The following is a 20,223-nucleotide window of genomic DNA, read 5'->3' on the forward strand; positions in this document are numbered from 1 at the left end:
CGGGATACACCATGCCTGAAGCCTACATCGTCGACGCCCTGCGTACGCCCACCGGGCGGCGCAAGGGTGGTCTGAGCCAGATCCACGCCGCCGACCTGGGCGCCCATGTGTTGCGCGCGCTGGTCGAGCGCAACGCCATTCCCGACGAGGATTACGACGACGTGATCTTCGGCTGTGTCGACACCATCGGCCCGCTGGCCGGGGATATCGCCCGCACCAGTTGGCTGGCGGCCGGCCTGTCGCAATCGGTGCCGGGCACCACCATCGATCGCCAGTGCGGTTCGTCCCAGCAAGCGGTGCACTTCGCGGCGCAAGCGGTGATGAGCGGCACTCAGGACGTGGTCATCGCCGGTGGCGTGCAGACCATGACTCAGATCCCGATTTCCTCGGCAATGATCGCCGCCGAACCCTTGGGCTTCACCGATCCGTTCAGCGGTTCCGAAGGCTGGGTGCGGCGCTACGGCGCGCAACCCCCGACGCAGTTCCGTTCGGCGCAGATGATCGCGGAAAAGTGGGACCTGTCCCGGGCGCAGCTTGAAGCCTATTCGCTTGAGTCCCATCGACGTGCCTTGCAGGCCATCGAGCAAGGCCGCTTCAATCGCGAGATCGTGCCACTGGCCGGTGTGATGCATGACGAAACGCCGCGCCAGACCAGCCTGGAAAAAATGGCCGAGCTGGAATTCCTGTTCGGCTGCGACCGGGTGACCGCCGCGGTGTCGAGCCAGACCTGCGACGCGGCCAGCGCGATGCTGATCGTCTCGGAAGCGGCGCTCAAGCGTTACGGCCTGACGCCACGGGCTCGCATCCATCACCTGAGCGTGCGCGCCGAAGACCCGATCTGGATGCTCACCGCGCCGATCCCGGCCACCGCCTACGCACTCAAGCGTGCCGGCATGAAGCTCGAAGACATCGACCGGGTGGAGATCAACGAGGCCTTCGCCTCGGTGGCCATGGCCTGGTTGAAAGAGACCGGCTATCCCCATGAACAGACCAACGTCAACGGCGGCGCGATTGCCCTCGGTCATCCATTGGGCGCCACCGGCACCCGGTTGATGTGCACCTTGCTGCATGAACTGGAACGCAGCGGTGGTCGCTACGGCATGCAGACCATGTGCGAAGGCGGCGGCCAGGCCAACGTGACGATCATCGAACGCTTGTAACCCAGGATGCACACCGCTCCTACAGGGGATTGTGTTGACCCGTGATGAATTTGAAGGATGTAGAACATGAAAATCTGTGAAAACCGCGTCGTGATCATCACCGGTGCCGGCGGTGGTCTGGGCCGCGCCTACGCGCTGGCCTTCGCCGCCGAAGGCGCGAAAGTGGTGGTCAACGACATCAACCGCGAAGCGGCGCTGGCCGTGGTCGGCGAAATTCTCGGCCAGGGCGGCAGCGCCGTGGCCAACAGCGACGACATCACCCGCTATGACTCGGCGGGGCTGATCGTGCGCCAGGCCATCGAAACCTTCGGCGACCTGAACGTGGTGGTCAACAACGCCGGCATCTGCCGCGACCGCATGTTCGCCAGCCTCAGCGAGGCCGACTGGGACGCCGTGGTGGCCGTGCACCTCAAGGGCCATTTCTGTATTTCCAGCCACGCCGTGAAGTACTGGCGCGAGCAGGCCAAGGGCGGTGCCAAGGTCGATGCGCGGATCATCAACACCAGTTCCGGCGCCGGTTTGCAGGGCTCCATCGGTCAGTCCAACTACGCGGCGGCCAAGGGCGGTATCGCATCGCTGACGCTGGTGCAGGCGGCTGAACTGCGCCGCTACGGGATCACCGCCAACGCCCTGGCGCCGGCCGCGCGCACCGGCATGACTGAGCAAGTGTTCGCCGACACCATGAAAAAGCCGGAAGAGGGCTTCGATTACTTCGCCCCGGAAAACGTCGCGCCGCTGGTGGTGTGGCTGGGCTCCGAGGCTTCCGCCGAGGTGACCGGGCAGATGTTCGAAGTCGAGGGCGGTAAGTTGTCCATCGCCGACGGATGGCGCCGTGGTCCGCAACTGGATCGCCAGGGCCGTTGGGCGGTCGGTGAGATGGGCGATGCCGTCGCACAGTTGGTGGCTCAGGCCGTTCCCGCGGCCAAAGTGTACGGCAGCTGAAAAAGTCCGGTCTCGGGAGGGCGGCGCGCGGCTATAATCGGCCGACGTTTCCCTCTGTCACCACACGAGACCTGCCATGACCATTTCCCTGTACGACGCTTCCGTGCCTGTTTTCCAGCAAATGCTCAACGCCCTGAGCGATGTACTGAAAAAGGCCGAAGCCCACGCTACCGAAAAAAACATCGACCCTAACGCCTTCCTGCAAGCGCGCCTGTTCCCGGACATGTTCCCGCTGGTGCGTCAGGTGCAGATCGCCGTTGATTTCAGCAAGGGCGTTACCGGTCGCCTGGCCGAAGTCGAACTGCCGAAGTACGACGACACAGAAACCACCTTCGCGGATCTGCAAGCGCTGATCGCCAAGGCCCTGGCCTTCATCGGCAGCATTACGCCTGCGCAGATCAACGGCAAGGAAGGCATCGAGATCGTCACCCGTCCGGGCACGCCTAAAGAGAAGCGCTTCAGCGGCCAGTCTTACCTGCTGACCTACGGCCTGCCGCAGTTCTTCTTCCACGTCACCACCACTTACGCACTGCTGCGCCACAACGGCGTGGAAGTGGGCAAGCGCGACTACATGGGCGCGTTCTAAACCGTCCGGGTACAAAAAAGCCCCCGGAGCCTTTGGCTGCGGGGGCTTTTTCATTTGTACGCATTTATCCGCTACATCACGGTTCCTGTAGGAGTGAGCCTGCTCGCGAAGGCGGTATAACTGTCAACATTGAAGTTGACTGATCCACCGCTATCGCGAGCAGGCTCACTCCTACAAGGATTTGTGTCAGGCCAGACGCTCGGCTTTCTGCTCTTCACCCATACAAGCCGCCGCGGTGAACAGCACATCGGTGGACGAATTCAGCGCAGTCTCCGCCGAATCCTGCAACACGCCGATGATGAAACCGACCGCCACCACCTGCATGGCGATTTCGCTCGGGATGCCGAACAGGCTGCACGCTAGTGGAATCAGCAACAGCGAACCACCGGCCACGCCCGAAGCACCACAGGCGCAGATCGCTGCGACGACGCTCAGCAGGATCGCGGTGGGAACGTCCACGGCGATGCCCAGGGTATGCACGGCCGCCAGGGTCAGCACGGTGATGGTGATTGCCGCGCCGGCCATGTTGATGGTCGCGCCCAGCGGGATCGATACCGAATAGGTGTCTTCGTGCAGGCCCAGACGCTTGCTCAATTCCAGGTTGACCGGAATGTTCGCCGCCGAGCTACGGGTGAAGAACGCCGTGATGCCGCTTTCGCGCAGGCAGGTCAGCACCAGCGGGTACGGGTTGCGGCGCAGTTTCCAGAACACGATGAGCGGGTTCATCACCAGTGCCACGAACAGCATGCAGCCCAGCAGCACGGCCAGCAGGTGGGCGTAGCCGATCAAGGCGCCGAAGCCGGAAGTGGCCAGGGTCGAGGCCACCAGGCCGAAGATGCCCAGCGGGGCGAAGCTGATCACCAGACGCACGATCACCGTCACGCCGTTGGACAGGTCGCCCAGCACTTCACGGGTGGTGTCGCCGGCATGACGGATGGCAACGCCCATACCGATGGCCCACGCCAGAATACCGATGAAGTTGGCGTTCATCAGGGCGCTGACCGGATTATCGACCACGCTCAGCAACAGGCTTTGCAACACTTCGCCAATCCCGCCCGGCGCTGTGACCGCGACGTCCTGGGTCGATAGCACCAGGCTCGACGGGAACGTCATGCTGGCAACCACCGCCACCACGGCAGCGGCGAAAGTACCCAGCAGATACAGAAACAGAATCGGCCGAATGTGGGTTTCCTGACCGTGCTTGTGGTTGGCAATCGACGCCATGACCAGCACGAACACCAGAATCGGCGCGACGGCTTTCAGTGCCGAGACAAACACTTTGCCGATGAACGCCGTGGACTTCGCCATGTCGGGGGCAATCAGCGCCAGGGCAATACCGGCGATCAGGCCGATCACGATCTGTGTGACCAGGCTCAAGCGTTTAAGGCGTTGCAATAGAGAAGGGGATGAAGCAGTCATAAAACGGCATCTCTGGTTTTTTATAAGTGCGAGGTTTCACCGCGCGTGCAGCCCGCAGGAAACCGAAGAGGATCGTGTCATCGACGCCAAAAATGGCCGATAAACACAGGGTGTACGTTTTTCAGGGCGCGGACTTTATCACAGCGCAGGAGCGATCTTTCAGACCTGTGACGAACTGCCACCCTGGCATTCAACGCGAATTGCAGGTTCGTGCAACCGCATCCGAAAACACTCTGTTAAGATTCACCATCCTCATTTTCATGTCTGCCAGTGGGCCTTCGGGCTATCGCTGGTGTTTTCGTTTTCTGGAGTTTTGCATGCTGTTGCCCATTCTTCTGTTGTCCGCCGCCGGCTTCACGGTGCTGACCACGGAATTCATCATCGTTGGCCTATTGCCGGCTATCGCCAGGGACCTGGAGGTCAGCATCCCGCAAGCCGGTTTGCTGGTAACCCTGTTCGCTTTCACCGTGGCCGCTTTCGGGCCGTTCCTGACGGCGTATTTCGCCCGCTTCGAGCGTCGCAAGCTGTTCATCTCGGTACTGGTCATGTTTGGCCTGGCCAACACGCTCGCGGCGCTGGCGCCTAACATCTGGGTGATGGCGTTTGCCCGCTTGATCCCGGCGCTGGGGCTGCCGGTGTTCTGGGCCTTGGCCAGCGAAACGGCGGTGGACATCGTCGGGCCGGATTACGCCGGTCGCGCCATCGCCAAGATCGGCTTCGGCATTGTCTGCGCCACGGTGTTCGGCATTCCCGTGGGCACGCTGATTTCCGATGCGTTCGGCTGGCGCAGTGCCTTCGCGATTCTGGCGGTCATCGCCTTTGCCAAGGCGTTGCTGCTGTTTATCTATCTGCCCAGGACCAACCTGCACCAGCATCAGGTGAGCTTTCGTTCGCAGTTCAAGATCCTGCGCAGCCCGCTGATGCTCGGTCATGTGCTGCTGTCAGTGATTGTGTTCAGCGGTATGTTCACCGCGTACACCTATCTGGCGGACATCCTTGAGCGCTTGGCCGGTTTCAACGGCACCGTGGTCGGCTGGTGCCTGATGGGCTTCGGCGCGGTCGGGCTGATCGGCAACTCCCTCGGCGGCCGGGCGGTGGATCGTCACCCGCTGATGGCGTCGATGATGTTCTGTGCGTTCATGATTGCCGGCCTGGTGGCGCTGGTGCCGAACATCCATTCGCCGCTCGGTCTGGCGGCAGCGATGGGCATCTGGGGCGTGACCCAGGCGGCGTTGTTCCTGGTCAGCCATGTGCGCCTGATGAAGGCCGCGCCCGAAGCGCCGGCCTTTGCCGCGTCGCTGAACATCGCCGGGGCCAACCTCGGAATCGGTCTGGGCGCGATGATCGGTGGTCGGGTGATCGATAGTGTCGGCCTGCAAGGCCTTGGCTTTGCGGCAGCCGCTTTCATTCTGGCTTCGATCCTGCTCGCCATCGCGCTGATGACCTTCAAGCCCCGGGAAGAAATCACAGCGCTGTAAACAGCTCGCGTCGGGCACCTTCGGTAATGGCGACAATGCCGGGGTGCTTGACCTTGCGTTCCACTGAGATGGCATAGAACGACTCGCTCACCGCGTCGGTCTGGCCAATCACCTCCACGCCGCATTGGCGTTTCACCTCATCGGCAATCACGCTCGGGCCGATGAAGATTCCGCTGCCGGATTGGCCGAAGGCCTGCATCAGGGCGCTGTCGTCGAACTCACCGACAATTTGCGGCTGGATCTGCTGCTCGGCGAACCAGCGCTGCAAACGGCTGCGCACCACGGTTTCCGGGCCGGGAATCAGCAGCGGCGCACCGTGCAGATTGCGCGGAAAGTCGTGTCCATAACGTGCCGCCAGTTCCGGGGTGGCGAAGAAGCTGATCCCGCACTCACCGAGTTTCTGGCTGTAGCCCTTGATGTCCAGGTGCGACGGCATCGGGCTGTCGGAGATCACCAGGTCCAGGCGCTGGATCGCCAGGTCGGCCAACAAACGCTCAAGCTTGTCTTCGCGGCACGTGATGCGCAGCGGTTCGCTCAGCTCCATGGTCGGTGCAATCAGTCGATAGACGATGGACTTGGGCACCACGTCGGCCACGCCGACGCGAAACAGGATCTGTTGTTCATTGGGTTGTGCCCGCAGCATCAGTTCCAGTTCGCCACCCAGTTGAAACATTTGTTCGGCGTAGGGCAGGGCCTGGCGGCCGGCCTCGGTCAGTTCGAGTTGCCGTCCAACGCGCCGAAACAACTCGATACCAAAGGTCTGTTCCAGTAATGAAATCTGCCCGCTGATGGTTTGTGGCGTGAGATTGAGCTGCTCGCAGGCGCGCACGATGCTGCCGGTCTTGGCCACCACCCAGAAGTAATGCAATTGCCGATAGTTGAGCATGGCGTCTAACACTTCGTAAAAATCGAAGTATAACCGCTGAAAATACGAATTTTCCTGAAGTATTCACTTCTCTAGAATGCATCGCTATCAGCGGGCCATCGTTTAGGTCCCGTTTGTTCTATCGAGGGAAGCATCATGAAGCTTAAAGCCACGGCACTGTTGATCACGTCTTTACTGGTACTGGCCGGTTGCGACCAGGCCGAGAAAAGCGCGCAACAATTGATGGGCAAGGCTGCTGAAAGCGCCAAACAGGCGATTGACGATACCCACAAGGCCGCCGAGCAAGCACTCAGTGACGCCACCAGCGGGTTGATCAGCAAAAAAGAATCATCGGAAAAAGAATCGGAAAAAACCGAATCTTCCTCCCAGGAAATCTAAACCGCATTACAACGAGTCAGGACTGACCCATGGACTACCTTTTACAACTTGCCGCCAGCCCCACCGCCTGGGTCGCCCTTGCCACCCTGATCGTGATGGAGATCGTGCTCGGCATCGATAACCTGATCTTCATCTCGATCCTGACCAACAAGCTGCCCTTGCACAATCGCCAGCGGGCACGGCGCATTGGTATCGGCATGGCGTTGATCCTGCGCTTGGGCTTGCTGAGCACCATCGCGTTCATCGTGCAGTTGACTGCGCCGGTGATCGAGATTCTCGGCCACGCGTTTTCCTGGAAAGACATGATCCTGATTGCCGGTGGCCTGTTCCTGTTGTGGAAGGCGACCACCGAGATCCATCACAGCATGGACCCGGCCCCGGAAGATCCGAAGTCGGCGACCTCGACCGTGACCTTGGGCTTCGCTGCCGCGATCGGTCAGATCCTGATGCTGGACATGGTGTTCTCCATCGACAGCATCATTACCGCTGTCGGCATGACCGAGCATTTGCCGATCATGGTCATTGCGGTGGTGGTGTCGGTACTGGTGATGTTGCTGGCGGCTGATCCCCTGGCCAAGTTCATCAACGACAACCCGACGGTGGTGATGCTTGCCCTGGGCTTCCTGATCATGATCGGCATGACGTTGATCGCCGAAGGCTTCGGCGCCCATGTCCCGAAAGGCTACGTCTATGCGGCCATGGCATTCTCGGCTTCGATCGAGGTGTTGAACATGATGTCCCGCCGGGTCAGGCAGAAGCGGGTAGCCACTGAGGTTTAACCTACGCTAGAAGAAACGGCCGCCTGAACTCCAAGGAGTGCAGGCGGCCGTTTTTGTTGGTATCGGGTAAAGGTGTGGTCAGTGAGCGTTGGCGTGCTGGTTCGACGTCTCGTCCGCTTCCGGCGCAGCAGCCGGCTGGACAGGGTGATGGTGGCGGCGAGTGATGCGCAGCACGCCCCACAGCATGGCAGCGGCTACCGCCAGCCAGCTGCAAATCAATATTGCAATGATCATGGCCAGACTCATCTGTGCCTCCTCTTTGCCCTTACATGGGCACTCACGCTTCGCTGTCGTCTCTTCAGGGAACAGTCTAGCCGTTGCTGTATTTCAGGCTATTGACCGAAAGTCGCCTGTCACCAACCAGTTCGCTCTATCGAATGCACTCCACTACCGTTTAGAGCTATACCGTAGAGGCGCGGCGACCTATGATCGACGACCAAGCCGGGAATGGGATTGCCTGGCGTCTGAACTTGAACAAGAGAGAAATGATGGTGCGGGTATTTTCTCGAATTTTGTCGACCATGCTGATCGCCGGTTGCGTGGCAAGCCTGGCAAGCCTGGCGGGCTGTGCCGGGAGTGTTGCGCCTGAGATCAAGCGCTTGCCGGAGCGGGTCGAGCTCAGTGGCCGCTTCTACCGGGGCGATGCGTATCAAAGCGGGCCGCAGGTGCTGGCCAGCATGCTGTCCCAGCAGGGCATCGTGATTACCCCGGGGCTACTCGACAAACCCTTGCATTTGCCGGGGGGCGAAGCCCAGTTGCAACAGAACATGCAGAACCTTGCGCGCGAGTACGGGATGGTCGTTTACCCCCTCGATAGCAACCTTGCGGCCTTGTTGACCCAAGTCGCCGCCGGTTATCCGGTGATGGTGCGCTTTACCGAAGGCTCGGCCATGTGGGCCGAACCGCGTTACGCCATTCTGGCCGGCTACAACCGCCAGAAGCAGACGGTATTGCTTCGGGCCGGGATGAATCACCGCGAACTGATGAGCTTCAGCTCCTTCGAGTCGGCGTTCAAGGACGCCGGTGGTTGGGCCGTGCTGATCCAGAATCCGACGCAAATACCGGCTCAGGTCGATCAGCAGCGTTGGCTCAAGGCCGCCAACGATCTGGCCCAGGCCGGTCAGGAGCAGGCCGCCGCCAGGGCGAAGAAAGCCCTGGTCAGCCAGTAAGTCCGTTGGTCACCCGCCGGGCACCATCGCCCATCGCCAGCCTCTGATCTTAAGGGCCCGGAACATTGCTTCGGGCCGAGATCAGGAGGCACCCAAGGCTCCGGCCAAGCCCTATGATCCACTGGGTAACCTGAAGCCTTAGGTTCAATGGAGGTGTGTATGTCTACCGATTCCAGTTTCGACGACAAACGTCCGGAAACTGTCCCCACAACCCCTGAACAAAGCACCGATCCGGTGATGGATCCCGACAGCCCGTTGAGGGATCCCTTGGCGCGGCCAACGGTGGTGCCCACTGAAAAGCCGAAGGGATGGAGAGATCCGAGTACCGGCGACGGCATCCCGGATGACGACCAGATGCCGCTGCCCAATGACTAACTTTGCGACGATAAAAAGCCCCGAATGTTCGGGGCTAATGAGATGGTCACCCCCACACCCTGCGAGGGCTACGCTTTCGCAGGGTGTTTTGTTTTCGGAGGCCATCATCATGATCCAGTCAGCACTGATCGGTATCGATCTCGGTAAACATAATTTCCACCTTCACGGCCAGGATAAATCAGGCCACGAGGTGTTTCGCAAGAAGCTCTCTCGGACGCAGATGATGCAGCTTTTCGGCAACGTGCCGAGTTGTATCGTGGTGATGGAAGCCTGTGCGGGGGCGCATTTTGTTGCTCGTCAGCTAGCGGCAATGGGACACACGGCCAAGCTGATTTCCCCGCAGTTCGTTAAGCCCTTCGTCAAGGGCAACAAAAATGATTTCGTTGATGCTGAAGCGATCTGTGAAGCGGCTTCCCGTCCATCTATGCGCTTTGTGACGCCTAAAACCGAGTCCCAGCAAACCCTGTCTGTTCTGCATCGGATGCGCGAATCGTTGGTGCATGACCGCACAAAAACGGCTAATCAGATGCACGGTTTTCTACTGGAATTTGGCGTCAGCCTGCCCAGAGGCCTGGCAATCATGAAGCGTTTGACAAATGTCTTGGCCGAGCACGAATTGCCCATTCGTTTGACGGTGTTGCTGCAACGTCTGCACGATCACTTCGTTTACCTGGATGAGCAAATCAGGGCGCTGGATAAAGAGCTGGCGAGCCAACTGGCCGACGATGATCTGGGTAGTCGCTTACTGAGCATGCCATGTGTCGGCCCGATCACCGCCAGCCTGCTGGCTGTGGAAATGGGCGATGCCAAGCAGTACCGGCGCAGTCGCGATTTTGCCGCCTCAGTGGGACTGGTGCCCAGGCAGTACAGCACAGGCGGTAAGGCAAATTTGCTGGGGATCAGCAAGCGGGGTGACAAGCACCTGCGACAACTGTTGGTGCAATGCTCCAGGGTCTATATGCAGAGGCTGGAGCACCAGAAAGGGGCCTTGGCTGACTGGGTACGAGCCTTGCTCAGTCGACGACATTCGAATGTCGTGGCCTGTGCCCTCGCTAACAAACTGGCGCGTATCGCCTGGGCGATCGCAACTCACCATACGCAATATGAAGCAGGGCCAGACGCCTTGAACGCCTGACCCTGAGGTTGTTGCAGTACCACGACTCACCCTTCAGGTTTTGCGATAGCTGAACAACAGATGACGTGAACGGCCTACCGGCCTGGCGAAGATCCTGGCATAAAAATCGGCTTTAGAAGCCGATGGGCTTTTTAGGATCGTCAGGCGCGATTCTCATCGTGGCGCTGGGGCATGCCCCAAACAGACGCCGGATAGATTTAAGCAAGCCAACCACACCACCCGTTAATCAGTATTGCAAAAATGGGGGCGACCATAGATTTTTATGCGTGCAGCAAGATTACTTCGAAGCTTCAATCACGCCGCTTTGGCGTTGCTTGAGGTTTTTTTCCGATTTGTACTGCAGGGCCACCGACGGCACGTCAGCACCGTGCCCGGTTTCGACCCAGTTGCGAATCCGCGTGGCGTCGGCAAAGTGGGTGTACTTGCCATAGGCGTCGAGGATTACCAGCGTAACCGGGCGATTGGCCATATGTGTCACCAGCACCAGGCAGTGGCCGGCCTCGTTGGTAAACCCGGTTTTGGTCAGCTCGATGTTCCAGTTCGGCTTGCCGACCAAATGGTCGGTGTTGCGAAAGCCCAGGCTGTAATTGGGTTTACGGAACGAGACGGTTTTTTCCTTGGTGGTACTCAATTCGGTCAGCAGCGGATACTTGTGTGCGGCGACCAGCAGTTTGCTCAGGTCGCGGGCGGTGGATACGTTGCGCGGCGACAGGCCGGTTGGCTCGACGAAGTGGGTGTTGGTCATGCCCAGCGCCTTGGCCTTGGCGTTCATTGCGGCAATAAACGCGGCGTAGCCACCCGGGTAGTGGTGCGCCAGGCTCGCGGCGGCGCGGTTTTCCGAAGACATCAAGGCGATCAGCAGCATTTCCCGGCGCGGCATTTCGCTGTTGAGCTTGACCCGGGAGTACACACCTTTCATTTCTGGCGTGTCGCTGATGTTGATGTTGATGTATTCGTCCATGTTCTGGCGGGCTTCAACCACCACCAGCCCCGTCATCAGTTTGCTGACCGAAGCGATGGGGACGACCACGTCAGGGTTGCTGGCGTAGATGACTTTATTGGTCTGCAGATCCATGAGCAGGGCGCTGCCGGAAGCGAGCTTGAGATGTGTAGTATCTCGCGGTGCGGCGGTGGTTTCGTCAGCGTTGGCGATTGGCGTGATGAAAGTCCCTGTAACTGCAAAAAATAGGCTCAGGATGGAAAGACGGATTTTCACGCTGGCAGACTCATAAAGTGTTGATAAGCCGTTTGTAACGGGCTATTTCGTAAAAAGCGCGACATTCTGGAGTATGGCTGAATAACTGTCGATGGTTGTTCAAGTAACAGGTGAAAGTCCTGAGAAACATGAAAAAAAAGTCATTTTCCGTCGGGTGGTCGAGGTCGTTTCGCAGGCAAAAAAAACCCCGCCAGGGGGCGGGGTTCTTCATCACGCTGTCAGCGTCCGCGGTGAAACTCAGCTATGCAGGGTTTCAGCGGCGTACAGGGTGTTTTCCAGCAGGCAGGCACGGGTCATCGGGCCTACGCCGCCCGGTACCGGAGTGATCCAGCCGGCGCGGGGCAGGGCGGTTTCGTAGATCACGTCACCGACCAGCTTGCCGTCGTCCTGACGGTTGATGCCGACATCGATCACGATCGCGCCTTCCTTGATCCATTCGCCCTTGACCAGGCCCGGTTTGCCGGCGGCGACGACGACCAGGTCCGCACGGCCGACATGGCCGGCCAGGTCCTTGGTAAAGCGGTGGGTGACCGTCACGGTGCAACCGGCCAGCAGCAATTCCATGGCCATCGGGCGGCCTACGATATTGGACGCGCCGACAACCACGGCATTCATCCCGTAAAGGTCGACACCGGTGCTTTCCAGCAGGGTCATGATGCCTTTGGGGGTGCATGGGCGCAGCAGCGGGATACGCTGGGCCAGGCGGCCGACGTTATAAGGATGGAAGCCGTCGACGTCTTTATCCGGACGGATGCGTTCCAGCAGCCTGGAGGCGTCCAGATGTTCGGGAAGCGGAAGCTGAAGCAGGACGCCGTCGATTGCAGGATCGTCGTTCAGGCGATCGATCAGCTCGGTCAGCGCTTCTTGAGTGGTTTCCGAAGGCAGGTCATAGGCTTGGGATAGAAAGCCGACCTCTTCACAGTCTTTACGCTTGTGCGAGACATAAACCTGAGAGGCAGGATCGCTGCCGACCAGGATCACCGCAAGGCCGGGCGTGCGCAGGCCTTGCAGGCGACGCTCGGTGACACGTTGGGCGATCTGCTGGCGCAGGCTGGCGGCGATCGATTTGCCGTCGATAAGTTGTGCAGTCATTGCGCGTGATTAACCATCGAGAGGGGAAAAAAAGAGAACGCATTCTCGCATGTCGTGCGGTGAGGGCAAAGGCGCTTGGTCTGCAAATTCCCCTAACTCCTTTAATTAAATGAATTTTTTTTAAAAAGGATTTGACGACCTTCGGGGGGCTCTATACTATTCGTCGCACTTGTCGGGCACAGCCTAGCACTGGTTAGGAAGGTTGAGCGGAATTACGATTCTGCGAGACCGGAAAGCACTTAGTTTGTAGTCCTCCAAGGTTACAGCTAACAAGGCGCCCGTAGCTCAGCTGGATAGAGCATCCGCCTTCTAAGCGGATGGTCGCAGGTTCGAGTCCTGCCGGGTGCGCCATTAGGCAGCTTTGGCACAAGTAGCGCGATATGGTGGGCGTAGCTCAGTTGGTAGAGCACGGGATTGTGACTCCCGTTGTCGTGGGTTCGATCCCCATCGTCCACCCCATATTTCGAAAGGCGCCAGATTAACAGTCTGGCGCCTTTGCTTTAAAGGCTTCACCCGCGGATGTGGTGGAATTGGTAGACACACTGGATTTAGGTTCCAGCGCCGCGAGGCGTAAGAGTTCGAGTCTCTTCATCCGCACCAATTAAAGCTTCACTCAGGCACTTGGCTTGGCTGGAGCTTGATAAAGAAGTTTGTTTGGCTTCTTTAACAGGCAATATGGTGGGCGTAGCTCAGTTGGTAGAGCACGGGATTGTGACTCCCGTTGTCGTGGGTTCGATCCCCATCGTCCACCCCATATTTCGAAAGGCGCCAGATTGAAAAGTCTGGCGCCTTTTTTGTTTCAGCGGCCGCAGGTTCCGGGTCGCAGGGGCAGGGCGTTTCGTCGTATTTATGTTTCTCGATGATGCAGCCCTGCTCGCCGGCCTTGCTTGCGAGATCGGCTGTCAGGGAGATGATTGGCTGCCTTCTCTATATATGGAAAGGCTGGCGCAGAGCCCTGGCGTGATTGGTTGTATTTGCCATCGGGGCGAGGTGCATTCGTGCATTCGCACCTATAAATTGCCTGCTGCGTTTTTACCCGTTTTCAGTAGGGTGACTTCTTGAGTTTGACCCACTAGAATGCATGCCCTTGATTCTGGGGTCGGAAACGGCCGGCTAACGTCTGTGCAACGAGGAATATCCATGCAAGTTTCTGTTGAAAATACTACTGCTCTTGAGCGCCGCATGAGCGTCACCGTGCCGGCTGAGCGCATCGAGAGCCAGGTCAACAAGCGTCTGCAGCAGACCGCCCAAAAGGCCAAGATTGCTGGCTTCCGTCCAGGCAAAGTGCCAATGAGCGAAATCAAGCGCCGTTTCGGTGCTGACGCTCGCCAGGAAGCTGTAGGCGACGTGATCCAGTCTTCCTTCTACGAAGCTGTGGTTGAGCAGAAGCTGAACCCGGCTGGTCAGCCTTCGATCGAGCCAAAATCCCTGGAAGCGGGCAAGGACCTGGAATACGTAGCCGTATTCGAAGTGTTCCCTGAGTTCACCGTTGCCGGTTTCGAAGGTATCGCCGTAGAGCGCCTGAGCGCTGACGTGTCTGATGCCGATCTGGACAAGATGCTGGACATCCTGCGCAAGCAGAACACCCGTTTCGAAGTGGCCGATCGCGCCGCTCAAAACGAAGACCAGCTGAACATTGACTTCGTCGGCAAGGTTGACGGTGAAGTGTTCGCTGGCGGTTCCGCCAAGGGTACTCAGCTGGTTCTGGGTTCCGGCCGCATGATCCCTGGTTTCGAAGATGGCCTGGTTGGCGCAAAAGCCGGTGAAGAACGCGTTCTGAACCTGACTTTCCCAGAGGACTATCAGAACCTGGACCTGGCTGGCAAAACCGCCGAGTTCACCGTGACCGTCAACACCGTTTCCGAGCCAAAACTGCCAGAACTGACCGAAGAATTCTTCGCTCAATTCGGCATCAAGGAAACCGGTCTGGAAGGCTTCCGCGCCGAAGTTCGCAAGAACATGGAGCGTGAGCTGCGTCAGGCGATCAAATCCAAGGTCAAGAATCAGGTAATGGACGGTCTGCTGACCACCAACCCGATCGAAGTGCCAAAGGCCCTGCTGTCCAACGAAGTTGACCGTCTGCGCGTGCAGGCTGTTCAGCAGTTCGGTGGCAACATCAAGCCTGACCAACTGCCGGCCGAGCTGTTCGAAGAGCAAGCCAAGCGCCGTGTAGTGCTGGGCCTGATCGTGGCTGAAGTGGTCAAGCAGTTCGACCTGAAGCCTGACGAAACCCGCGTACGCGAGATGATTCAGGAAATGGCTTCGGCCTACCAGGAGCCTGAGCAAGTTGTGTCCTGGTACTACAAGAACGACCAGCAACTGAACGAAGTTCGCTCGGTTGTGCTGGAAGAGCAAGTTGTGGATACTGTTCTGCAGAAAGCTAGCGTGACCGACAAATCGGTCTCTTACGAAGAAGCGGTCAAGCCGGTAGAAGCACCACAAGCCGACTGATCACTTTTGCGGTAAGAAGCAAACACCATAAGCCAGCTTTCGAGCTGGCTTATGCGTATTCAAGACATAACTATTTGGGAGTGACTGCAGAGCATGTTCCGTAATTCGTATATTCAGCAGAACTCTGATATCCAGGCCGCAGGCGGCCTGGTCCCGATGGTTGTCGAGCAGTCCGCTCGTGGCGAGCGCGCCTACGACATCTACTCGCGTCTCCTCAAGGAGCGGGTGATCTTTCTGGTTGGTCCGGTAGAGGACTACATGGCCAACCTGATCTGTGCGCAATTGCTGTTCCTTGAAGCGGAAAACCCGGACAAGGACATCCATCTCTATATCAACTCCCCGGGCGGTTCGGTGACGGCTGGCATGTCGATCTACGACACCATGCAGTTCATCAAACCCAACGTGTCGACCACCTGTATCGGTCAGGCGTGCAGCATGGGCGCATTCCTGCTGACGGCCGGTGCACAAGGCAAGCGTTACTGCCTGCCGAACTCGCGTGTGATGATTCACCAACCACTGGGCGGTTTCCAGGGCCAGGCATCGGATATCGAAATCCATGCCAAGGAAATCCTCTTCATTCGTGAGCGTCTCAACACGCTGATGGCCAAGCACAGCGGGCGCACTCTCGAAGAAATCGAGCGCGATACCAACCGCGACAACTTCATGAGTGCAGATGCCGCGCGTGAGTACGGGTTGATCGATGAAGTGATCAGCCAGCGTCCTGCTTAAACCAGGCAGCTCAAAATAAGGTTGGTCGGCGGGTCCGATCACCAGCGGGCTTGAAAAAGCCCGCAATAGCCTTCATCTTGTGTTGCAAGCCTATCGGATTTGGATCGAACGAATGACTGACACCCGCAACGGCGAGGACAACGGCAAGCTGCTCTATTGCTCCTTCTGTGGCAAAAGCCAGCATGAAGTACGCAAATTGATTGCCGGCCCCTCGGTCTTTATCTGCGACGAGTGCGTCGACCTGTGCAACGACATCATCCGCGAGGAGGTGCAGGAAGCACAGGCCGAAAGCAGCGCGCATAAATTGCCTTCGCCTAAAGAAATCAGCGGCATCCTTGATCAGTATGTGATTGGTCAGGAGCGTGCGAAAAAGGTTCTGGCCGTAGCGGTGTACAACCACTACAAGCGCCTGAACCAGCGTGACAAAAAGAATGACGACGTCGAACTCGGCAAGAGCAACATCCTGCTGATCGGCCCGACAGGCTCGGGTAAGACCCTGCTGGCCGAAACACTGGCCCGCTTGCTGAACGTTCCGTTCACCATCGCCGACGCAACCACCCTCACCGAGGCGGGTTACGTGGGTGAAGATGTCGAGAACATCATTCAGAAGCTGCTGCAGAAATGCGATTACGACGTGGAAAAAGCCCAGATGGGCATTGTCTACATCGATGAAATCGACAAGATTTCGCGCAAGTCTGATAACCCGTCGATCACCCGGGACGTTTCCGGTGAAGGTGTGCAGCAGGCCCTGCTCAAGTTGATCGAAGGCACGGTCGCTTCCGTTCCGCCACAAGGTGGTCGCAAGCATCCGCAGCAGGAATTCCTGCAGGTCGACACCCGTAACATCCTGTTCATCTGCGGTGGCGCGTTCTCTGGTCTTGAGAAAGTCATTCAAAACCGTTCCACCAAGGGTGGCATCGGTTTCAACGCGGAAGTGCGCAGCAAGGAAGAAGGCAAGAAAGTCGGTGAGTCCCTGCGTGAAGTCGAGCCTGACGATCTGGTCAAGTTCGGTCTGATCCCGGAATTCGTCGGTCGTCTGCCGGTACTTGCCACGCTGGACGAGCTTGACGAGGCTGCGTTGATGCAGATCCTCACCGAGCCGAAAAATGCCCTGACCAAGCAGTATGCCAAGCTGTTCGAGATGGAAGGCGTGGATCTGGAATTCCGGACCGACGCTCTGAAATCGGTCGCCAAGCGTGCCCTGGAGCGTAAAACCGGTGCCCGTGGCCTGCGTTCGATTCTCGAAGGTGTATTGCTCGACACTATGTATGAAATCCCCTCGCAATCGGAGGTGAGCAAAGTAGTGATCGATGAAAGCGTGATAGAAGGCAAGTCCAAGCCACTGTATATCTACGAAAACAGTGAGCCGACCGCCAAGGCCGCGCCAGACGCTTAAGCGTCACGCAGCTTGATTAAAGAAGGGGCCTTCGGGCCCCTTTGCTTTTTGCGCGTTTTACACAGTCTTTGTGCTTGTTTTTTTTGAAGGCTGCCCCCATCTTGGTTTCAAGCTTACTTCCATCTGTTTACGGCCTTATGGCCGCCGTAGAGGCGAAATCATGAAGACAACCATCGAATTGCCTCTCCTGCCATTGCGTGATGTCGTGGTTTATCCGCACATGGTTATCCCGCTGTTCGTGGGGCGCGAGAAATCCATCGAAGCCCTCGAAGCTGCGATGACGGGTGACAAGCAGATTCTTCTGCTGGCCCAGAGAAACCCGGCTGACGACGATCCCGGTGAAGAGGCCCTGTACCGCGTTGGTACGATTGCTACCGTTCTGCAGTTGCTGAAGCTACCTGACGGAACGGTCAAGGTTCTGGTCGAAGGCGAGCAGCGGGGCGCCGTTGAGCGCTTCAGCGAAGTGGACGGCCACTGCCGCGCCGAAGTCTCCCTGATCGACGAAGTTGAAGCACCTGAGCGCGAGTCGGAAGTGTTCGTTCGCAGCTTGCTGTCCCAGTTCGAGCAATATGTGCAGTTGGGCAAGAAAGTCCCGGCTGAGGTCCTGTCGTCGCTCAACAGCATCGATGAGCCAGGTCGCCTGGTGGACACCATGGCCGCGCACATGGCCCTGAAGATCGAACAGAAACAGGAAATTCTCGAAATCATCGATTTGTCGGCCCGGGTCGAGCACGTTCTCGCCTTGCTGGATGCCGAGATCGACCTGCTGCAAGTCGAAAAACGCATTCGTGGTCGCGTCAAAAAGCAAATGGAGCGCAGTCAGCGCGAGTACTACCTGAATGAGCAGATGAAGGCCATTCAGAAAGAGCTCGGCGACAGCGACGAAGGTCACAACGAAGTCGAAGAGCTGAAAAAGCGTATCGATGCCGCCGGCCTGCCGAAAGACGCGCTGGCCAAGGCGACGGCCGAGCTGAACAAGCTCAAGCAGATGTCGCCGATGTCCGCGGAAGCAACCGTGGTGCGCTCGTACATCGACTGGCTGGTTCAGGTGCCGTGGAAGGCCCAGAGCAAGGTACGGCTGGACCTGGCGCGTGCAGAAGACATTCTGGATGCCGACCACTACGGCCTCGAAGAGGTCAAGGAACGCATCCTCGAATACCTCGCCGTGCAAAAGCGCGTGAAAAAAATTCGTGGTCCGGTGTTGTGCCTGGTCGGACCTCCAGGGGTGGGTAAAACATCCCTGGCGGAGTCGATTGCTCACGCCACCAACCGCAAATTCGTGCGCATGGCCCTCGGCGGTGTGCGTGACGAGGCGGAAATTCGTGGTCATCGCCGTACTTACATCGGTTCGATGCCAGGAAGATTGATTCAAAAGATGACAAAAGTGGGTGTCCGCAACCCGCTGTTCCTGCTCGATGAAATCGACAAGATGGGCAGCGACATGCGTGGCGATCCGGCATCGGCGTTGCTGGAAGTGCTCGATCCGGAGCAGAACCACAACTTCAACGATCACTATCTTGAAGTCGATTACGACCTGTCCGATGTGATGTTCCTGTGCACCTCGAACTCGATGAACATCCCGCCGGCGTTGCTGGACCGGATGGAAGTGATCCGTCTGCCGGGCTACACCGAAGACGAGAAGATCAACATCGCCGTCAAATACCTTTCGCCAAAGCAGATTACGGCCAACGGCCTGAAGAAAGGCGAGCTGGAGTTTGACGCAGACGCGATCCGCGACATCATCCGCTATTACACCCGTGAAGCCGGTGTGCGTGGGCTGGAGCGCCAGATTGCCAAGGTCTGCCGCAAGGCGGTCAAGGAGCATGCGCTGGAAAAACGCTTCTCGGTGAAGGTCACCGCAGAAATGCTGGAGCACTTTCTGGGCGTGCGCAAATTCCGCTACGGCCTGGCCGAGCAGCAGGATCAGATCGGTCAGGTGACCGGGTTGGCGTGGACTCAGGTGGGCGGCGAACTGCTGACCATCGAAGCGGCCGTCGTACCGGGCAAGGGCCAGTTGATCAAGACCGGCTCCCTGGGTGACGTGATGGTCGAATCGATCACTGCGGCCTTGACCGTTGTCCGCAGCCGGGCGAAGAGCCTGGGGATCCCTCTGGACTTCCATGAGAAGCGTGACACGCACATCCATATGCCAGAAGGGGCGACTCCCAAAGACGGCCCTAGCGCCGGTGTAGGCATGTGCACGGCCCTGGTATCGGCATTGACCGGCATTCCGGTACGCGCGGATGTCGCCATGACCGGCGAAATCACGTTGCGTGGCCAGGTCCTGGCCATTGGCGGCTTGAAAGAAAAACTGCTGGCTGCACACCGTGGCGGAATCAAGACAGTGATCATTCCTGAAGAGAATGTGCGCGATCTCAAAGAGATTCCGGACAATATCAAGCAGGATCTACAGATTAAACCGGTTAAATGGATTGACGAGGTCCTGCAAATTGCGCTGCAATACGCGCCGGAGCCCTTGCCGGATGTGGCTCCGGAGATAGTCGCGAAGGATGAGAAACGCGACGCAGATTCTAAGGAAAGAATTAGCACGCATTAAGTACGTATTTGCCTGGGGGGCTTTCTTGACAGCTTTTTAGAGCCCTTGTTATAAAGCGGCTCTTAAGTGTCTGTAGGCCATTCAGCACTCGTTTTTGCTTTCACCAAAAAAACTTAGAATCATACTCAAATAGATATAAGGGGACTTAGAGTGAACAAGTCGGAACTGATTGATGCTATCGCTGCATCCGCTGATATCCCGAAAGCTGCTGCTGGCCGTGCGCTGGACGCTGTAATCGAATCCGTCACTGGCGCTCTCAAGGCTGGCGACTCTGTTGTTCTGGTTGGTTTCGGTACTTTCTCCGTAACTGATCGTCCGGCTCGCATTGGTCGTAACCCACAGACCGGTAAGACGCTGGAAATCGCAGCAGCCAAAAAACCAGGTTTCAAAGCCGGTAAAGCACTGAAAGAAGCTGTCAACTAAGTTCGATTCAGGTTTTTACCCATCCGGGTCGGGGTCATGCCTGACTTGGCAG

General features: G+C 58.2%; 19 protein-coding genes and 4 tRNA genes. 18 read left to right on the forward strand and 5 right to left on the reverse strand.

Annotated elements, in window-relative coordinates; translation table 11 throughout:
• The first annotated feature begins 11 nt into the window (after window positions 1–11).
• The 3 genes from AABM52_RS10105 (at window position 12) to AABM52_RS10115 (ending at window position 2,688) form a co-directional block, all read left to right on the forward strand.
• Window positions 12–1,160 (forward strand): acetyl-CoA C-acetyltransferase, encoded by a 1,149-nt coding sequence (locus AABM52_RS10105; protein ID WP_347911617.1) that lies wholly within the window; start codon window positions 12–14, stop codon window positions 1,158–1,160.
• 66 nt (window positions 1,161–1,226) lie between these two features.
• A complete protein-coding gene (locus AABM52_RS10110) occupies window positions 1,227–2,102 on the forward strand; it encodes an SDR family oxidoreductase (RefSeq protein WP_347911618.1) in 876 nt (291 codons plus the stop codon).
• Between the two features lie 76 nt (window positions 2,103–2,178).
• Complete coding sequence (locus AABM52_RS10115) at window positions 2,179–2,688, forward strand: DUF1993 family protein (protein WP_046043063.1); 510 nt, start codon at window positions 2,179–2,181, stop codon at window positions 2,686–2,688.
• 186 nt (window positions 2,689–2,874) lie between these two features.
• Here AABM52_RS10115 and sstT read toward each other — a convergent pair whose 3' ends face one another.
• On the reverse strand, window positions 2,875–4,107 hold the full coding sequence (gene sstT / locus AABM52_RS10120) for a serine/threonine transporter SstT (RefSeq protein ID WP_347911619.1): 1,233 nt from the start codon (window positions 4,105–4,107) through the stop codon (window positions 2,875–2,877).
• 317 nt (window positions 4,108–4,424) lie between these two features.
• On the opposite strand from sstT, the gene AABM52_RS10125 reads away from it, so the two are divergent.
• A complete protein-coding gene (locus tag AABM52_RS10125; RefSeq protein ID WP_347911620.1) occupies window positions 4,425–5,585 on the forward strand; it encodes an MFS transporter in 1,161 nt (386 codons plus the stop codon).
• On the opposite strand, the gene nhaR is transcribed toward AABM52_RS10125, so the two are convergent.
• On the reverse strand, window positions 5,572–6,471 hold the full coding sequence (gene nhaR, locus AABM52_RS10130; RefSeq protein ID WP_223589042.1) for a transcriptional activator NhaR: 900 nt from the start codon (window positions 6,469–6,471) through the stop codon (window positions 5,572–5,574). The two genes, AABM52_RS10125 and nhaR, sit on opposite strands and share 14 nt — an antisense overlap.
• A gap of 135 nt (window positions 6,472–6,606) precedes the next feature.
• On the opposite strand from nhaR, the gene AABM52_RS10135 reads away from it, so the two are divergent.
• Both AABM52_RS10135 and AABM52_RS10140 read left to right on the forward strand, forming a co-directional pair.
• Window positions 6,607–6,849 carry a hypothetical protein gene (locus AABM52_RS10135; RefSeq protein WP_008048837.1) on the forward strand — a complete coding sequence of 81 codons (243 nt, stop codon included), beginning with the start codon at window positions 6,607–6,609 and terminating at the stop codon, window positions 6,847–6,849.
• 29 nt (window positions 6,850–6,878) lie between these two features.
• A complete protein-coding gene (locus tag AABM52_RS10140) occupies window positions 6,879–7,628 on the forward strand; it encodes a TerC family protein (RefSeq protein WP_347911621.1) in 750 nt (249 codons plus the stop codon).
• A 78-nt stretch (window positions 7,629–7,706) separates the two neighbouring features.
• Here AABM52_RS10140 and AABM52_RS10145 read toward each other — a convergent pair whose 3' ends face one another.
• Window positions 7,707–7,874 (reverse strand): hypothetical protein, encoded by a 168-nt coding sequence (locus tag AABM52_RS10145; RefSeq protein ID WP_347911622.1) that lies wholly within the window; start codon window positions 7,872–7,874, stop codon window positions 7,707–7,709.
• Between the two features lie 179 nt (window positions 7,875–8,053).
• On the opposite strand from AABM52_RS10145, the gene AABM52_RS10150 reads away from it, so the two are divergent.
• The 3 genes from AABM52_RS10150 (at window position 8,054) to AABM52_RS10160 (ending at window position 10,307) form a co-directional block, all read left to right on the forward strand.
• Window positions 8,054–8,797: a peptidase C39 family protein gene (locus tag AABM52_RS10150; RefSeq protein ID WP_347911624.1), complete on the forward strand. Its 744-nt coding sequence runs from the start codon at window positions 8,054–8,056 to the stop codon at window positions 8,795–8,797.
• Window positions 8,798–8,956: 159 nt separating this feature from the next.
• Complete coding sequence (locus tag AABM52_RS10155; RefSeq protein ID WP_007977127.1) at window positions 8,957–9,172, forward strand: hypothetical protein; 216 nt, start codon at window positions 8,957–8,959, stop codon at window positions 9,170–9,172.
• 109 nt (window positions 9,173–9,281) lie between these two features.
• Window positions 9,282–10,307: an IS110 family transposase gene (locus AABM52_RS10160; RefSeq protein ID WP_347906638.1), complete on the forward strand. Its 1,026-nt coding sequence runs from the start codon at window positions 9,282–9,284 to the stop codon at window positions 10,305–10,307.
• A gap of 277 nt (window positions 10,308–10,584) precedes the next feature.
• Here AABM52_RS10160 and pbpG read toward each other — a convergent pair whose 3' ends face one another.
• Window positions 10,585–11,523, reverse strand: coding sequence for a D-alanyl-D-alanine endopeptidase (gene pbpG, locus AABM52_RS10165; protein WP_347911626.1), 939 nt, complete (start codon window positions 11,521–11,523; stop codon window positions 10,585–10,587).
• A 237-nt stretch (window positions 11,524–11,760) separates the two neighbouring features.
• Complete coding sequence (gene folD / locus AABM52_RS10170) at window positions 11,761–12,615, reverse strand: bifunctional methylenetetrahydrofolate dehydrogenase/methenyltetrahydrofolate cyclohydrolase FolD (protein WP_007977124.1); 855 nt, start codon at window positions 12,613–12,615, stop codon at window positions 11,761–11,763.
• 274 nt (window positions 12,616–12,889) lie between these two features.
• On the opposite strand from folD, the gene AABM52_RS10175 reads away from it, so the two are divergent.
• The 9 genes from AABM52_RS10175 to AABM52_RS10215 all read left to right on the forward strand — a co-directional run bounded on the left by AABM52_RS10175 (window position 12,890) and on the right by AABM52_RS10215 (window position 20,171).
• Window positions 12,890–12,966 (forward strand) — tRNA-Arg (locus tag AABM52_RS10175).
• Between the two features lie 32 nt (window positions 12,967–12,998).
• A tRNA-His gene (locus tag AABM52_RS10180) sits at window positions 12,999–13,074 on the forward strand.
• Window positions 13,075–13,130: 56 nt separating this feature from the next.
• Window positions 13,131–13,215 (forward strand) — tRNA-Leu (locus tag AABM52_RS10185).
• 78 nt (window positions 13,216–13,293) lie between these two features.
• Window positions 13,294–13,369: transfer RNA gene (locus AABM52_RS10190), tRNA-His, on the forward strand.
• A 386-nt stretch (window positions 13,370–13,755) separates the two neighbouring features.
• Window positions 13,756–15,066 (forward strand): trigger factor, encoded by a 1,311-nt coding sequence (tig, locus tag AABM52_RS10195; RefSeq protein ID WP_347911627.1) that lies wholly within the window; start codon window positions 13,756–13,758, stop codon window positions 15,064–15,066.
• A 93-nt stretch (window positions 15,067–15,159) separates the two neighbouring features.
• Window positions 15,160–15,795 carry an ATP-dependent Clp endopeptidase proteolytic subunit ClpP gene (gene clpP / locus AABM52_RS10200; protein ID WP_015094302.1) on the forward strand — a complete coding sequence of 212 codons (636 nt, stop codon included), beginning with the start codon at window positions 15,160–15,162 and terminating at the stop codon, window positions 15,793–15,795.
• A 112-nt stretch (window positions 15,796–15,907) separates the two neighbouring features.
• Entirely contained in the window at window positions 15,908–17,191 is a 1,284-nt protein-coding gene (gene clpX, locus AABM52_RS10205) for an ATP-dependent Clp protease ATP-binding subunit ClpX (protein ID WP_008048848.1), read from the forward strand.
• Between the two features lie 160 nt (window positions 17,192–17,351).
• Entirely contained in the window at window positions 17,352–19,748 is a 2,397-nt protein-coding gene (gene lon, locus AABM52_RS10210) for an endopeptidase La (protein WP_347911628.1), read from the forward strand.
• 150 nt (window positions 19,749–19,898) lie between these two features.
• On the forward strand, window positions 19,899–20,171 hold the full coding sequence (locus AABM52_RS10215; protein WP_002552737.1) for an HU family DNA-binding protein: 273 nt from the start codon (window positions 19,899–19,901) through the stop codon (window positions 20,169–20,171).
• Window positions 20,172–20,223 lie beyond the last annotated feature (52 nt).

The organism is Pseudomonas grandcourensis, assembly GCF_039909015.1.
In the GTDB taxonomy this organism is placed as follows: domain Bacteria; phylum Pseudomonadota; class Gammaproteobacteria; order Pseudomonadales; family Pseudomonadaceae; genus Aquipseudomonas; species Aquipseudomonas grandcourensis.